This is a genomic window from Ruminococcus sp. B05, from assembly GCF_003628495.1.
Lineage (GTDB): Bacteria > Bacillota > Clostridia > Lachnospirales > Lachnospiraceae > Schaedlerella > Schaedlerella hominis.
Window position 1 is genome coordinate 1 of sequence record NZ_RBZR01000012.1, and the last position, 14,539, is coordinate 14,539.

Here is a 14,539-nt window from a genome sequence, read left to right on the forward strand (position 1 = left end):
AATCAAGATTTGACTTTCAATAAACTGGAGCAAGTGCTAATACAGGGAATGAACATAGAAAAACTGAATAGCGATATATTAAAGACATTGGAGTTATATTCAGATAAAACTGGGTTCAATGTTGCGGCAGAACTTCTTGCGGATAAGAATAGTTTTATGGGAATTGATGTAATACGTTTTGGGGAAAATATAGATGAAATTATGGAACGAAAGGTATTTGAATATATTTCTATTTTAGACGAATTAGAGCAAATGCTTCAAATGTTTCGGAGATATTACCAGTATGAGAAAATAGAAGGGACAGAAAGAAATGTAGTTGATAAGATACCAGAAAAAGCTTTTCGCGAGGCGATTGCAAATGCTTTGGTCCATAGAATGTGGGATGTAAAAGCTTCTATAAAGGTGAGCATGTATTCGGATCGAATTGAAATTAATTCGCCAGGTGGATTACCGGAAGGAATTAATGAGGAAGAATACCTAAATGGACAGATTTCAATATTACGAAATACAATTATAGGAAATGTGTTTTTTAGATTGAAATATATAGAGAAATTCGGAACCGGAATCATGCGAATTAATTACGCATATAAAGATGCAATCGAAAAACCAAAATATAAAGTGTTTTTGAATTCTATTCAGGTAGTACTCCCAGTTTTCACAGATATGAAAGATTTATCAACAGAAGAAAAGATGATTTGGAAGTTACTAAGAGAAAAGGATGAAATGACACGGTCAGAGCTTGCGAAGGCTACAGGTTTGGGAAAAGATAAGACAATAAGAGTTCTCAATGGTCTTCTGGATAAAAATGTAATTACACGAAGAGGAGCAGGACGCGGGGTAAAATATAGGGTGAATTAGAATGTATCAAGGTCTCTAAAATGTGCATAAACACATAAAAAATGCGAAAAATAAAACAAAACATACAATATGTACAAAAAATGATTACGCTTTTTGAATATAAAATCAATAGATAATTGTAAACAAATATAGTATGATTGTATTAAATTAATTAATGCGAATGCTATTATGTATATGCTGGAGATTGGTCCAGTGTTTCTACCAACTACCGTAAAGAGTTGACTACATAATCCTATGTGGTGACTCTTTTTTTATTTGCCTAAAAAGAGTTTTGTTTGATGACCCTTTTTAGGCTAATGTTTTTTATAGGGAGGGGGAATTTTTCATAACAAGAGCCGAACTGCATAGATGGCAGAATTGCAAAATGTGAAAGTGAGGTTATACTAATGGAAAAAAGGGATAGTTTTTTTGAAAGATTTTTTGGGATTTCACAAAGTGGTTCTACAATGAAAATTGAAATTTTAGCGGGAATAACAACATTTATTACAATCGCTTATATTCTCATTCTGAATCCACAGATTTTAGCAGACCCATATGTAATTATGGGAGATACTGTTATGGCAGGAAAGATTTCCAATGGTGTATTTATTGGTACTTGTATTGGTGCATTCATTGGAACAATATTATGTGCTCTGTATGCAAAGGTTCCGTTTGCACAAGCTCCGGGAATGGGACTGAATGCGTTTTTTGCTTATACCGTTGTATTAGCTATGGGATATACCTATAATCAGGCATTAGTAATTGTATTCATATCTGGTATTTTCTTTATTGTTATTACAGCAGTTGGACTTAGAGAAGCAATCATCCGTTCAATTCCGGATGCTGTAAAAATGGCGATAACGCCAGGAATTGGTTTATTTATTACGATTATCGGTTTGAAAAATTCTGGATTAGTTGTAGGAAATTCAGCAACACTTGTAAGTATGGTAGACTTTGCACAGTGGAGAAGTGAAGGTGGAGATGTTTCATTAATTTGTGGAGCACTTGTTGCGCTGATCGGTCTGATTGTAATTGGTGTATTAAATGCACGAAATGTAAAAGGTTCTATTATCATTGGTATTTTAGTGGCAACTGTAGCAGGAATTCCTTTGGGAGTTACACAGTTATCTTCTTTTGATATGAATTTGGGCGCAAAATTCAGTGATTTTGCAGAAGTATCATTATTTAAAATGGACTTTGCAGGTTTATTTGCAGGGGACAATATAGTAAGCACATTCTTTACAGTAGTAATGCTTGTACTTAGTTTTTCTTTGGTTAATATGTTTGATTCTATTGGAACTCTGATGGGTGCTGCAAGACAGTCTGGTATGATTGATGAGAATGGAGAAATCCTTCACATGAAAGAAGCATTGATGTCAGATGCGATTTCAACAGCAGCAGGTGCTATGGTTGGTACATCTACAGTTACAACAGTAGTAGAATCCAGTGCAGGTATTGCTGCAGGTGGAAGAACAGGTATGACAAGTTTAGTAACAGCAGTACTGTTCCTTGCTTCAATCATATTTGCACCAATAGTAAGTATCGTACCGGGTCAGGCAACAGCTCCAGCTCTGATTTTTGTAGGTATTCTGATGCTTAGTAATATTAAAGAAGTTGATTTCAGTGAAATGTCAAATGCATTGCCAGCATTCTGTACAGTTGTATTTATGCCATTTACATATTCTATTGCAAATGGTGTAGCAGTTGGATTAATCACATATTGCTTTATGAAACTGTTTACAGGTAAAGCTCGTGAAATCAAAGCTTTGACATGGATTATTTCAATTATATTTATCTTACGTTATGCCTTTATGACATTGGGATAAAGCGGAAGGACGTTATTATAGGAGGTTTAGTAGATAATGAATGAAAAAACAGATCCTAGAGCTTTAAGGGGGCAGATTGTATATTCTGAATCCTCTAACAAATTAAAGATTGAGATTTCACCTGTTTTAAGAGATTTAATAACTGTTATATTTTGTTATTAAATTCTCCGCAATTCCTTGAAAACACTGGATTTGTCGCAGGTGAGCTTTCCCTTATTGTTTCCCTTGTGTTATATCGTCCTACCAGTGTTTACGAACACTGATAAGGGAAAATACAAGGGCAAAAAAATTATATAAAACAGTATAACACAAAATAAAAGTGACATGGTGAACTGATTGAAATGCTTCTGATTTTTGTAACAGATGATTTATTGATCGATAAGGAGATAAGATACGATGAGAACAATATTTGCAGAATATAATCCCGGACGAAACAGCATTGATGTTTATACCAGTGCAGGCTATATGCTTCGCATTGACTGTTGGGAAGCAGAAAAGGACTTAAAAACCACACCAGGATCAGACTGTGCATTAAACGCACTCGCCATTGATGAACCTCTTGAATATGCAAGATTATATCTTGATGGAAATTTGCAGATGTGGGTAGATGCGGAAGATTCATTAGAATTATAAAATACAAGTAGCCTGTATTCTTTATTTCACATACAGGCTACTTAATCAAAATTACTATAATTGATGGTAAGCAAGTTTCTTAATATACCTTGTTTGAATAATACTGAGCCATTTGCATATTAATTTCAAATGAAAACTTTTTAGTTTTGATTCAGTATTTAATCAATGTTCCTATATTTTAAATATTCTGTGAACTTTTTAACTGCTGGAGTAATTTTGGTCCGATCTTTCATCGCCAATGCAATTTCTCTGAAATATGGTGTTTGAAATGGTCGGATTGCAATCTGATATGGTATACGTCTCAAAATCATTTCAGGAAGTATACCAAATGCGATTATTATTTATAAGTATTTCTTGAAGGTATTTTTCATCTTCAGGGCAACGTCCATCGCCCAATCGAACTGTTCAGACCACTTATCCTTATTTTAAAAATTTGCCGAATAAGATATAAGGATTCTGTTGGCTTTCTTGTCCAGTCATTAGGCTTTTCTACCACTTCAAATTTAACGGCGATATCCGAACTGCCTATTTGGTATAGTTTGATTTCTACCAAGAAGAGCGCAATATTCTCATCGATGTGATTATTCAGCCACTCAATTGCAGAGCGATGTTCTTCTCTGGCTCTCTTGACAACCCAAATTACAATATCGGCAGATTTGCCGGAGGCATATGTAATCAATTTACCAAGGTAATCATGGTCTGTATCTTCAAGCTGATTTTCAATAATGGTTTTTCTGTCCGTTCCTGTTTCAGTTGCATAAATGTCTACATTAAAATCTCCAACGCTGGACTCAGTTTCATCAAAGGTTATCTCCAAGCCAACGGCATCCGCCAGCAACGCAAGATTGTCCTCTTCTGCAAGCCAAAGAGTAAAGTTTATTGCCTAAAAAGTTGCTTGATCAAGAGGTGAGTGCTAATTATTTGAGATTTTTTTTGCACACCTTGATTTTGCTTGGTATGCAGCCATTTTTTCTTTCCAACTGCCAAAGATGGGATTTTACTATAACCGGATTTTTTATTTCGCGCACTCCATAATAACCGCTTCACATCTGCCATATCCAAGCTGTGAACTGTTCAGACACAACGTGTAATTGCTGGCCTTTCCCCACTTCTGCCCGGTATAAAAGTTATAATTTGTCATACGCCTTTTATCTGTATCCTCTATCAGCTTTGCTGCTTTCTGGTCACTGACATTATATAACCAGCTGATACGCTGTATGCATCATCCAGAAGCATTCCCTTGGTCTCAAGCAATTACCTGCAGTGTCTCTCCCGCTCCCTTTTTTAAACATATAATGATTTATAAAGCGTTACTTTTTTTCTCTGCACGGTCAAGATAAATATAAAATCCAACATTTAGCACGATTCCCACCATTGTCGATACTGGTGCCGCAAGACCGATCTTCGTCAGGCTTGCATTCGGCTGGATACTCATCACATAGGCAAATGGAAGACGTACCAGCAATGTCTGGATTAATCCCTGTGTCATTACCCATACCGTCTTGTTATTACCATTGAAATATCCGACCATACTGAACAGAATTGCTGTCACGATTGTTTCCAGTGCGAATCCTTTCAGATATGCATACCCTTTCTGGATAACGGCTACATCCGTTGTGAAGAACCCTGCCAGTATATCGCCTCCAAACATCACCAATAAAAATACTATACATCCCACAACCAGGCCAACACCGATTCCGGTAAACATGGATTTCTTCGCACGCTTTGCCTTGCCTGCTCCGATGTTCTGAGATACAAAGGATGCCATCGACTGCATCAGCGCACTTGGAACCAGCATCGCAAAGTTGACAATCTTACATGCAACACCGTAACCCGAAGAAGCTTCCAGGCCAAGCCGGTTCACAAATGCACAAAGTGCCAGGAAGGACATCTGTGTCAGGAACTCCTGCAGTGCAAGCGGAAGTCCGATCTTTAGGAATTTCTTACACTGACTATTCAACCCGAAATCTTTTCTGGTAATCTTAAATGGAAGTTCCTTTTTGATCAGAATAACAATAGCAAATACTACGCTGAGTGCCTGCGCTGTAACAGTTGCAATCGCCGCACCTGCTGCGTCCATATGAAATCCTGCCACAAGTACTATATCTCCGATCACATTTACAATACATGCAACAAATACAAATAGCAACGGTGATTTACTGTCCCCCAGTCCACGGAAAATTGCTGATAAAAGATTGTATGCAACAATAAAGAAAATACCGCCTCCGCAGATACGCACATATACCGAGGTCAGCTCAACCGCCTCTTTCGGAGCCTGCATCAGGACTGAGATTGGATGTGCAAATCCAACCATAACAATAAATAATCCGACTGCAATCATCGTAAATACAACTGCTGATCCGCCAATGACCGATCCAATCTGCTCTGGTCTCTTTTCACCGAGATATCTCGCAATCAGTACCGTAATACCCATTGCAAACTGTGTCACTACAAAAGTTACAAGATTCAATACCTGACTTCCCGTAGAAACCGCTGAAAGCCCGGATGTAGAACCGAATCTTCCAACTACCAGAAGATCCACTGCACCGTATGCCGCCTGCAGGATCAATGATCCCAGCACCGGTATCATAAATGCAATCAGTTTTTTAAGTATGCTTCCTTGTGTAAAATCTGCCTTATCGTTCATCGTAATGTTTTCTCCTTTCGCACATGATCTGATAAAATTTCTCTATCGTCCGTATCATACATTCTGCATCTTCGTCCGAGATTTCTTCCATGTAAGGGAGCAGACTTTTAAAATATTGTTCGTCATATTTCTGCGAAAGATTTGTTCCCTTTCTTGTAACAGCTATGTATGTGACACGTCCATCTGCTTCAGAAGCCATTTTCTTAAGGTATCCTTTTTCTTCCATCTCTTTGACAGTTCTTGTAACTCCCGGTCTTGGAAGCTCCATTGCATCACTGATATCCGACACCTTTACCTGTACGCCCTGTCCTTCCAAAGACTGTATCGTATCCAGATATTGAATAAAGGATGAACGAACACCTTCGGGCAACGGTGGGAGCATCTCCCGGGTCCGCTTTGCCTGATAACATGCATCGAACATCCTTTTTATTATTTCACTTGTCATATTCTGTCCTCCTTATATATTATCAGTAAAATCACCACTTATACTTTCTTTTGCATTCATGGCACTTCTAGTAATTATCACAGTTAATTACCTTTGATAATTATATAAAAATTTAGAAATTTGTCAAGCTTTTATTCCATTGTTAACAGCTGATCCGCTGAAAATTTATCATCTTCTTAATATCTTCCGGAATTTTTTCCCAGATTTCCGCAGACACATATTCCATATTTTTCCAAATCTACCCTTCCATTTATCACTTCAACTCCATCCGCTCGAAGAAGTTCTGCCTGTACATCCTCTCCACCAAACGCAAATGCCCCGGCCAGTTCACCTTTCGCATTGACCACTCTGAAGCACGGAATATGTTCCGGATCCGGATTCTTATGCAGTGCATTGCCCACGGCTCTTGCCATTCTGTGGTCTCCCGCCATCTCTGCGATCTTCCCATAAGTTGCCACATGTCCTTTCGGAATACGCTTCACTGCTTCATAGATTCTCTTTGTCGGACTGTCCGTAACCAGATCATACCCAGATAATCTGATCTTTCTCTTTATCCGGCAAAGGCTCTTTTTTCTCTAGCTGTTTCAGAATCACTTCTTCCCGTTCTCTGGCTGCCTTGTCTACTTCCAGAAGATGCTCTCCAATGGTGTCCTGCAGAAGCATCACCTGATAAGTTGAATTTCGATGATTCTTCAGATAATCTCTGTGAAGAAAACCATACTTGCCAAGTTGCTCCATCTGCTCACCGGATTTATAGGTGAGATTCGGGATCAGATATCCATTTACATTTGTATACGTTATATAAATAGGACATTCGCAATCCGCTTTCGCTACTTGCTCATGAACGCAGTTGCTTCGCTGCCTGCGTTCATTTTATTATGAGATTCCGACAGGTGTATTAAGAGGTACTGGGCACTCTTTATACCCGGCTATTGCAACTATCATAGGAACCTGTTGTTTTCGTATCCTCTGGATATATACTATTTTCAGGCAGCATTGCCAGTTAAATATTCTGTATTATGCTTTTCCTATTTCATGGATACTAACACTATTTCTTATTATAATTGGCTTTATTATAATAAAACCAATAAAGTAATATCCAAACGAATAAATTTTATTTTTATGCACAAATCGGACAGCTTTAAAAATTTAGCTGTCCGACCTACTCTTAATAATATCCCCGTTCTTCCTGCCAGTCTTTCACATAGCATCGAATTCCAATATAAATCACATGCACCAGTAGCAACAGCGTGATAAGATTTACAGGAATAACAGATTTTATCCATTCTCCAAAGTAAATTACAATAGCTGCACTCGTTATCGCCACTATTATACTGAGGATATCCCAGCAATATTTCCGGTAGATTTTTCCAACCTGATAGCCAATCCCAACTATCAGTAATCCGGTTATTATAAATAAAATTCCCATAACAATAGCTACGATCAGCCAGTACATAAGCCCGGAAAGGATACGGTTAGGTATTCCGCTGCTTAACTGTCCGAAAGAATCTGCACCTATGACAAACTCCCGAAACAAGCTTCCCATTCCTTTTCCTAACACACCGAAAAAGGTGATACAGTCGTTAAGGAAAACTGGCGAAAGAATAGCCGTAAACAGGGTTATTGTTATGCTGTACCATGCCAGTAGGAACAGGATACTTTCATAACCAGTTGTCATATTTTTAAATTTCTTTTCCAGCTGACTTTTGCGGTTATCGCATTTTTCTTTTGCTTTCTGGTAAGCAGTGCGGTCACATTTTTCACATTTCTCATAAGGCACTTTTTTCTCAACAGCTACCTCTACCGTCTTTTGGTGTGTCTGTGCATAAAGTTTCTCCTGTTCTGCTTTTTCATACTTAAATTTCCATGCCACGACTTCTGCGTCGGCTCTTTTCCTTCTGTCTGTCTCGTTGGTCAATCGCTCCTCTGTTTGCCTTAATCTTGTCCGCAATGCTTCGATATTCTCGACTCTGTTTTCGCTGTTCAATTTCTCGTTCAAGGTCAGCGATTCGCTTAGCTGCTTGTTCAGTTCCAAAATTGTCTGGTCTTTCTGATCCAGTTCGTCCTGCATCTGTTCTGTCATCAGCAAAAGTTCTTCCACCTGCCCGACGTTCTCTAAGTCTTTGCATCCGTTCATCAAGCTCCCTCACTTTCTCTATCTGCTGTTTAAGGTCAGCAATTCGGTATTCTGTTTCTGCAATAAGCTGTTCTCGCTGTTCAGCTTCTGCGTTAATTCCTGCCATTGCTGATTCTCGGTTTCCAACTGTTCGATTCTGGTTTTCTGTTGCTCGATCTGTGAGAGCAGTTCTTCTGTATCTGGCAAAAGATTCAGCAGCCCGGATAATTCGCTGTTTAAGTTTTTTAAACTCTGGTTCTGCTCCTGAAAAAACAGAAGCTGCCTGTCCCGTTCCTGTAATTCCTGTATCATCTCTGCCATAAGATTCTGCTGTTCCTCGATCTGGTTTATCATTGTCTCCATCATGGGAATGACTTCCCGGCTTTCTTCTAATGTCATCCAATCGCTCCTTCCATTGTGTCAATGCACCAGATACTTTTCCAAAAGAAATCTTTATTTTACCCAGCAGTGCATTTTGTCTTTTTATGATCTGGTTTTCCTCCACTTTCCATGAAGCGGAGGATGTCTGTCCGTTTTGAAATTTCTCATCAATTTTTCTGGCATCCGCACCCTCATGGATCGTTGGTATCTCAAATTTTCCCTGCCTTGCATAAGAACGGTGGTCAATGTGATTTTCCGTTTTCAAATGTGCATTACAGACATTTGCCCATTCGCTCCGCCATAGTTCACAATTTTTGGGATTGTTCCATCCGGTAGCATCGGTTAATACACGTTTCCACTGTTTACGATTCCTTGCACCGATTTTCGGATTACCGTTTTCGTCCAATACCGGGATTCGGATTCCATGACGGGCAGGGTTCTTTTTATCCTGCCACCAGTCCGGGTGAGACTCATCAACCACGATATTTCCATCATTATCTCTGACAAAATCCCAGTCTTTGACTTCTTTGTTTCCCCATGAATGGTCTGGATTGAATGGACGCATGGTAACAAGTAAATGCACATGTGGGTTTCCATCGCCCTTATCGTGAATGCTCCAATCTGCACACATGCCTTTGTCTACAAAGATTTTCTGAATATAATCCGTTGTATATTCAATCTGTTCCTTTCGGTTCCATTCTTTCGGTAGTGAGAACTCAAACGACCTGCCAAGCTGTGCATCCGCGGTCTTCTCAATCTTCAAAACTTCATTCCACAAACGCTGTTTCTGAAAAGTAAGTTTGAATTTTTCCAGTGCAGCTTCTTTGTTATCTGCTCTTTTATATCGGACTGATTTCTGGAACCGTCTGATAGTTTCAGCAGGTACATTCTGCCATTCCTGTGGTGCATTTTCACACATCATCAGGCTGGTATAAACGACTTCTTTTTTTGAAGTGTAGTAGCTGATCCTGCCTGTTTCTTCATTTTTCATCACATCGCCATTGAGATAAGCAGACGCCGATATGATGGATTTTCCTTTGCTGCGTCCAACAATCTTTACTGTATAATGAAAAATCGCCATGCTCCGTTTCCCCCTTTCTGCCGTATCCGGCTTTGATTTCCAGCAGGTAACCTTTTCCCTAAAAGAAAATGGTATCTGCCGGAACGCCCTCTGCATAAGAGTGCCTCCTGCGGCATGAGCAGGTCTGGCTGAAAGCCCCGCCGACGGAACGAGCCCGGCAAGCGTAAGCGCAGACCGGTTGCCATCTGTGGCAAACTTATACGGACGACCTCTGGTTGTCCATAAGTGCGCCCTTCATAAAAAAGCAATGAAGGGAATGGAAAACCCACTCCCTCCGGCATTACACTTCCTCCGTATTTGCAACTGGCTCTTTCTGCATTGCCTTTGAGAAAAACTTTCCGTTTGCTTCCTGCCTTTTTAAGAAGCCGATCAGCTTCGGGATATCTTCTTCCTCAATCGCAGAACCCAGCACCGATTCCACCGCACCGCCAATCTGGCAGAGCCTGTGTGTCCGCTTTTTGGTTTCCACATCTTTCTGACGTTTCTTCAGTTCCCGTTTCTGTGCTGCATACTGTTTTGCCTTCTCAAGGCTTTCCTGTTCTTTCTTTTCCAACTGGAGCATACGCTCCTCATAACTCTTTGTTGATCTTGCCATAAATATCATCGTCCTTTCATTTTTCTTCCAAACATAAGTTTCCTGTTGTCTATCAGACGAAGTACATGGTATAATCTGCTTGCGTGTAGGTATATCATGGCTCCGGTCTGATAGAACCTTTGGCGGTTTCTTCGGGAACCGCTTTTTTAAGTTGAACCGTTTCTTGTGACTGCTTTCACATTTCCCTTATCCCTCAAGTCCCTGCCCTCGTTGGCTTCCATAAAGAGTTCCAGCATATCTGTTTTGATCAGGACTTTTCTCCCAACCTTCAATACCGGAAGTTTCTTCCACTCTACCAACTTTCGCAGGGTGTTCCTGCCAATTCCCGTATAATCAGCAGCTTCCTCAATAGATAAGGCGATCTTTCTTTGCGTCATATGACCACCTCCTTATTGATTGCATTATGCAATTTCGTTTGTGCTGTCAGTATAGCGTGTTTGCATCTTGTTGTCAAGCATTATGAAATTATATTTCTTTTCTTTAAATTGCATATTGCAATATATGTTGTTACGTGGTATAGTAATGACATACCGAAAAAGGAGGCACATCAGCATGAAAGATAAAGAACTACGCAAGCTGATCGGCAGCAGGGCAAAACAGCGCCGTCTGGAATTAAATCTGACACAGCCTTATGTCGCAGAGAAGATGGGAGTTACCGCTTCCACAATCCTGCGTTATGAGAACGGTTCGATTGACAATACCAAAAAGATGGTACTGGAAGGTCTCTCGGAAGCACTTCATGTATCAATCAAATGGCTCAAAGGGGAAACCGATGAATATGAAACTGATATTACGGATAAGAAAGAATTGCAGATTCGTGATGCGATGGGCAACATTCTCAAACAGTTACCTCTTGACCTCAATAAAACAGAAGACGCTTTTTCTAAAGACTTACTGCTGTTACTGTTAAAGCAATATGAATTGTTTCTGGATTCGTTTCAGTTCGCCTGCAAAAATTACAAAGGCAGTACCAAAGATGCGGACATTGCCAAAGTAATGGGATTTGAATCGAAAGATGAATATAATGAGATTATGTTTCTCAGGGAGATCACGCATACTGTCAACGCATTTAACGATATGGCAGATGTGATAAGGCTCTATTCAAAGAAACCGGAAGCAGCAGAACAAAGGCTTGCCAATCTTTTATCCGAAGTTATGTATGAGGATTCTGAATCGGTATAGTAAGACAACCGGAGTTGTGATATACTTACACGCAAGAAGCATTTCAACAGTTCCGATTGTCTGATATCGAAAGGAGACATACGATTATGGCAAAAGGATCTGTTAGAAAAAAAGGAAAAAAATGGTACTATCGCTTCTATGTAGAAGATGCAAGCGGTAAAATGGTTCAGAAAGAATACGCCGGAACCGAGAGTAAAAGTGAGACGGAAAAGCTTCTCCGCAAGGCACTGGAAGATTACGAAAATAAGAAATTTGTCGCAAAGGCAGATAATCTTACCGTAGGAGAACTTCTGGACATGTGGGCAGAAGAAGAACTAAAAACTGGGACACTCAGCAACGGTACAGTAGAAAATTATCTTGGTGTAATCCGCTATATCAAAAAACACCCGATTGCAGACCGCAAACTGAAAACAGTTACTGCCGAACATTTACAGGCATTTCTTGATCTGCTTACATTCGGTGGTGAGTTTCCAGACGGGAAAGTAAGAAAAGGATACAGCAAAGATTATATCCATTCTTTTTCCGCAGTGTTACAGCAGTCATTCCGTTTTGCAGTATTTCCAAAACAGTTAATCAGTTTCAATCCGATGCAGTATATTAAGCTGAAAAAGCAGGCAGAGGAAGTTGACCTCTTTTCCGATGATGAAGTGGAAGAAGGTACACAGCCGATTTCACATGAGGATTATGAACGGCTTATCCAATATCTGGAAAAGAAAAATCCACCTGCTATTCTGCCGATTCAAATTGCGTATTATGCCGGGCTCCGTATCGGGGAAACCTGTGGTCTTACATGGCAGGACATTAACCTTGAGGAACAATGCCTGACCATAAAACGCAGTATCCGCTACGACGGCATGAAACACAAAAATATTATCGGACCAACGAAACGGAAAAAAGTAAGGATTGTTGATTTTGGAGATACGCTGACTGAAGTACTGAAAGCTGCCAGAAAAGAACAGCTCAAAAACCGGATGCAGTATGGCGAATTATATCACCGCAATTACTACAAAGAAGTGCATGTGAAAAACAGGGTATATTATGAATACTATCATCTTGACGGAACACAGGAAATCCCGACAGATTACAAAGAAATCTCCTTTGTCTGCCTGCGACCAGATGGCTCTTTGGAACTGCCGAGTACACTCAGCATTGTATGCAGATCAGTGGCAAAGAAGCTGGAAGGATTTGAAGATTTCCATTTTCACCAGTTGCGTCACACTTATACCAGCAATCTGCTTTCCAATGGAGCTGCACCGAAAGATGTACAGGAACTGTTAGGACACTCTGATGTCAGTACCACAATGAATATTTACGCTCACTCAACAAGAAAAGCAAAACGGGATTCCGCAAGACTTCTTGATAAAGTAGCGAGCAATGCTTAACTAAAAATTTCCCTTATTTCCCTTGCGGATTCCGCATAAGGGCAAAAATAAGGGAAAATACATATCATTTCACTATCTAAGGGGCTGTAAGCCTTGAAAAATAAGGAAAGTTCAGGAAATCTCTCCACAAATTAAAGATTTGCGAAAATGGATATCTTGTATATAAAGCAAATAAAATTGAAGGAGTGTATTCGATACTTCCGGAAGAATACGAGGGAATACTGGTAGAGAATTATGGAGACAGAATCATCGTTCCTGGATTTGTAGATTTGCATGTACATGCACCACAGTATGCTTTTCGTGGATTAGGTATGGATATGGAACTTTTAGACTGGCTGGAGACAAATACTTTTCCAGAGGAGTCAAAGTATAAAGACATAATTTATGCTCAAAAAGCTTATCAGATGTTTGTAGACAATCTGAAGAAAAGTGCAACAACAAGAGCGTGCATATTTGCAACGATTCATAAAGATTCAACTATTTTATTGATGGATATGCTTGAAAAAGCCGGGCTTGCTACAATGGTTGGTAAGGTGAACATGGATCGCAATTCACCGGATTATCTGCGAGAAGAAACAGAAGAAAGCGTAAATGAAACAATCTCATGGCTTGAAGAAGTGCAAAAGAAACAGTATCAACATACAAGACCGATTTTAACTCCTCGATTTATACCAAGCTGTACAGATGAACTTATGCATAAGTTGAAAGATATTCAAGTAAAATATCAGATTCCAGTACAGTCGCATCTTTCAGAAAATTATGGAGAGATTGCATGGGTACAGGAATTATGTCCAAAATCAGAATTTTATGGAGATGCATATGATCAGTTTGGGCTGTTTGGAAGAGACAGCAAGACGGTTATGGCTCATTGCGTACATTCAGATGAAAATGAGATCAGGAGGATGAAGGAAAATGGTGTGTTTATCGCACACTGTCCGGAATCAAATACGAATTTGTCATCAGGAGTGGCACCTATCAGACAATATTTGGCAGAAGGAATGCATGTAGGCTTAGGAAGTGATGTGGCTGCCGGATCTACGGAAAATATGTTTGTTGCTATGAGGTATGCAGTTCAGGCGTCAAAGTTACGTTGGAGATTGAAAGATGAAAAATTGACTCAATTAACTATGCCTGAAGTATTTTATATGGCTACAAAAGGAGGCGGAGAATTTTTTGGTAAAGTGGGAAGCTTCGAAGCAGGATATGAAATGGATGCAGTAGTGCTCGATGATAAACGATTGATTCATCCACAGGAGATGAATATGGAACAGCGTTTAGAACGAATGATTTATTTGGCGGATGAACGAGAAGTTTATGCTAAATATGTAGCAGGAGAAAAAGTAGCTGATTAAAAAAGAGATTCTTTATAATCAACTAAAGATTGGGGGTCGGCGATAAGAGTTCTCGCAAGAGG

Annotated in this window: 18 protein-coding genes and 1 riboswitch; of the genes, 7 read left to right on the top strand and 11 right to left on the bottom strand. The window is 39.6% G+C overall.

Going from position 1 to position 14,539, the window contains the following annotated elements; all coding sequences use genetic code 11:
• From D8Q48_RS10015 to D8Q48_RS10025, 4 genes are all read left to right on the top strand, one after another.
• Positions 1–858 (top strand): ATP-binding protein (locus D8Q48_RS10015; protein WP_121056398.1); only part of this gene is annotated, 858 nt, incomplete at its 5' end.
• Positions 859–1,006: 148 nt separating this feature from the next.
• Positions 1,007–1,103: riboswitch (purine riboswitch) on the top strand.
• Positions 1,104–1,244: 141 nt separating this feature from the next.
• Positions 1,245–2,663, top strand: a complete 1,419-nt coding sequence (locus tag D8Q48_RS10020; protein WP_121056399.1) for an NCS2 family permease — start codon at positions 1,245–1,247, stop codon at positions 2,661–2,663.
• Between the two features lie 36 nt (positions 2,664–2,699).
• Complete coding sequence (locus D8Q48_RS17800; RefSeq protein WP_279230734.1) at positions 2,700–2,825, top strand: hypothetical protein; 126 nt, start codon at positions 2,700–2,702, stop codon at positions 2,823–2,825.
• Positions 2,826–3,059: 234 nt separating this feature from the next.
• Positions 3,060–3,296, top strand: coding sequence for a DUF6061 family protein (locus D8Q48_RS10025; protein WP_054703081.1), 237 nt, complete (start codon positions 3,060–3,062; stop codon positions 3,294–3,296).
• Positions 3,297–3,669: 373 nt separating this feature from the next.
• Here the strand turns inward: D8Q48_RS10025 and D8Q48_RS10030 are convergent, their stop codons facing one another.
• The 11 genes from D8Q48_RS10030 to D8Q48_RS10080 form a co-directional block, all read right to left on the bottom strand.
• Positions 3,670–4,134 (bottom strand): hypothetical protein, encoded by a 465-nt coding sequence (locus D8Q48_RS10030; protein ID WP_243116276.1) that lies wholly within the window; start codon positions 4,132–4,134, stop codon positions 3,670–3,672.
• A 177-nt stretch (positions 4,135–4,311) separates the two neighbouring features.
• Complete coding sequence (locus tag D8Q48_RS10035) at positions 4,312–4,515, bottom strand: cytidylate kinase family protein (protein WP_330426652.1); 204 nt, start codon at positions 4,513–4,515, stop codon at positions 4,312–4,314.
• 81 nt (positions 4,516–4,596) lie between these two features.
• The gene (locus D8Q48_RS10040) at positions 4,597–5,943 is read right to left on the bottom strand and encodes an MATE family efflux transporter (protein WP_054703079.1); all 1,347 of its coding nucleotides are present in this window, start codon (positions 5,941–5,943) and stop codon (positions 4,597–4,599) included.
• Positions 5,933–6,388 (bottom strand): MarR family transcriptional regulator, encoded by a 456-nt coding sequence (locus tag D8Q48_RS10045; protein ID WP_022046904.1) that lies wholly within the window; start codon positions 6,386–6,388, stop codon positions 5,933–5,935. Before D8Q48_RS10045 ends, D8Q48_RS10040 begins: the two co-directional genes overlap by 11 nt.
• 176 nt (positions 6,389–6,564) lie before the next feature.
• Positions 6,565–6,942 (bottom strand): MGMT family protein, encoded by a 378-nt coding sequence (locus tag D8Q48_RS10050; RefSeq protein WP_330514584.1) that lies wholly within the window; start codon positions 6,940–6,942, stop codon positions 6,565–6,567.
• Complete coding sequence (locus D8Q48_RS10055; protein ID WP_243116277.1) at positions 6,911–7,126, bottom strand: TnpV protein; 216 nt, start codon at positions 7,124–7,126, stop codon at positions 6,911–6,913. The genes D8Q48_RS10050 and D8Q48_RS10055 overlap by 32 nt, the downstream gene beginning before the upstream one ends.
• Positions 7,127–7,556: 430 nt before the next feature.
• Positions 7,557–8,306: a DUF6040 family protein gene (locus D8Q48_RS10060; RefSeq protein ID WP_242915125.1), complete on the bottom strand. Its 750-nt coding sequence runs from the start codon at positions 8,304–8,306 to the stop codon at positions 7,557–7,559.
• Positions 8,245–9,966 (bottom strand): MobA/MobL family protein, encoded by a 1,722-nt coding sequence (locus D8Q48_RS10065; RefSeq protein WP_118006327.1) that lies wholly within the window; start codon positions 9,964–9,966, stop codon positions 8,245–8,247. Before D8Q48_RS10065 ends, D8Q48_RS10060 begins: the two co-directional genes overlap by 62 nt.
• On the bottom strand, positions 9,942–10,247 hold the full coding sequence (locus D8Q48_RS17890) for a hypothetical protein (RefSeq protein ID WP_083460726.1): 306 nt from the start codon (positions 10,245–10,247) through the stop codon (positions 9,942–9,944). The genes D8Q48_RS10065 and D8Q48_RS17890 overlap by 25 nt, the downstream gene beginning before the upstream one ends.
• The gene (locus tag D8Q48_RS10075) at positions 10,247–10,561 is read right to left on the bottom strand and encodes a hypothetical protein (RefSeq protein WP_055219036.1); all 315 of its coding nucleotides are present in this window, start codon (positions 10,559–10,561) and stop codon (positions 10,247–10,249) included. Before D8Q48_RS10075 ends, D8Q48_RS17890 begins: the two co-directional genes overlap by 1 nt.
• 146 nt (positions 10,562–10,707) lie before the next feature.
• Positions 10,708–10,938, bottom strand: coding sequence for a helix-turn-helix domain-containing protein (locus D8Q48_RS10080; protein WP_002578307.1), 231 nt, complete (start codon positions 10,936–10,938; stop codon positions 10,708–10,710).
• Between the two features lie 175 nt (positions 10,939–11,113).
• On the opposite strand from D8Q48_RS10080, the gene D8Q48_RS10085 reads away from it, so the two are divergent.
• The 3 genes from D8Q48_RS10085 to guaD all read left to right on the top strand — a co-directional run bounded on the left by D8Q48_RS10085 (position 11,114) and on the right by guaD (position 14,477).
• Positions 11,114–11,743, top strand: coding sequence for a helix-turn-helix transcriptional regulator (locus D8Q48_RS10085; RefSeq protein ID WP_054703076.1), 630 nt, complete (start codon positions 11,114–11,116; stop codon positions 11,741–11,743).
• An 86-nt stretch (positions 11,744–11,829) separates the two neighbouring features.
• Complete coding sequence (locus tag D8Q48_RS10090) at positions 11,830–13,125, top strand: tyrosine-type recombinase/integrase (protein ID WP_054703075.1); 1,296 nt, start codon at positions 11,830–11,832, stop codon at positions 13,123–13,125.
• A gap of 137 nt (positions 13,126–13,262) precedes the next feature.
• On the top strand, positions 13,263–14,477 hold the full coding sequence (guaD, locus tag D8Q48_RS10095) for a guanine deaminase (RefSeq protein ID WP_121056400.1): 1,215 nt from the start codon (positions 13,263–13,265) through the stop codon (positions 14,475–14,477).
• Positions 14,478–14,539: the final 62 nt, after the last annotated feature.

Bases quoted from the DNA above. Each gene is read 5' to 3' on its own strand.
- D8Q48_RS10020 (WP_121056399.1), top strand. From the start codon at position 1,245: ATGGAAAAAAGGGATAGTTTTTTTGAAAGATTTTTTGGGATTTCACAA.
- D8Q48_RS17800 (WP_279230734.1), top strand. From the start codon at position 2,700: ATGAATGAAAAAACAGATCCTAGAGCTTTAAGGGGGCAGATTGTATAT.
- D8Q48_RS10025 (WP_054703081.1), top strand. From the start codon at position 3,060: ATGAGAACAATATTTGCAGAATATAATCCCGGACGAAACAGCATTGAT.
- D8Q48_RS10040 (WP_054703079.1), bottom strand. From the start codon at position 5,943: ATGAACGATAAGGCAGATTTTACACAAGGAAGCATACTTAAAAAACTG.
- D8Q48_RS10045 (WP_022046904.1), bottom strand. From the start codon at position 6,388: ATGACAAGTGAAATAATAAAAAGGATGTTCGATGCATGTTATCAGGCA.
- D8Q48_RS10055 (WP_243116277.1), bottom strand. From the start codon at position 7,126: ATGGAGCAACTTGGCAAGTATGGTTTTCTTCACAGAGATTATCTGAAG.
- D8Q48_RS10065 (WP_118006327.1), bottom strand. From the start codon at position 9,966: ATGGCGATTTTTCATTATACAGTAAAGATTGTTGGACGCAGCAAAGGA.
- D8Q48_RS17890 (WP_083460726.1), bottom strand. From the start codon at position 10,247: ATGCCGGAGGGAGTGGGTTTTCCATTCCCTTCATTGCTTTTTTATGAA.
- D8Q48_RS10075 (WP_055219036.1), bottom strand. From the start codon at position 10,561: ATGGCAAGATCAACAAAGAGTTATGAGGAGCGTATGCTCCAGTTGGAA.
- D8Q48_RS10080 (WP_002578307.1), bottom strand. From the start codon at position 10,938: ATGACGCAAAGAAAGATCGCCTTATCTATTGAGGAAGCTGCTGATTAT.
- D8Q48_RS10085 (WP_054703076.1), top strand. From the start codon at position 11,114: ATGAAAGATAAAGAACTACGCAAGCTGATCGGCAGCAGGGCAAAACAG.
- D8Q48_RS10090 (WP_054703075.1), top strand. From the start codon at position 11,830: ATGGCAAAAGGATCTGTTAGAAAAAAAGGAAAAAAATGGTACTATCGC.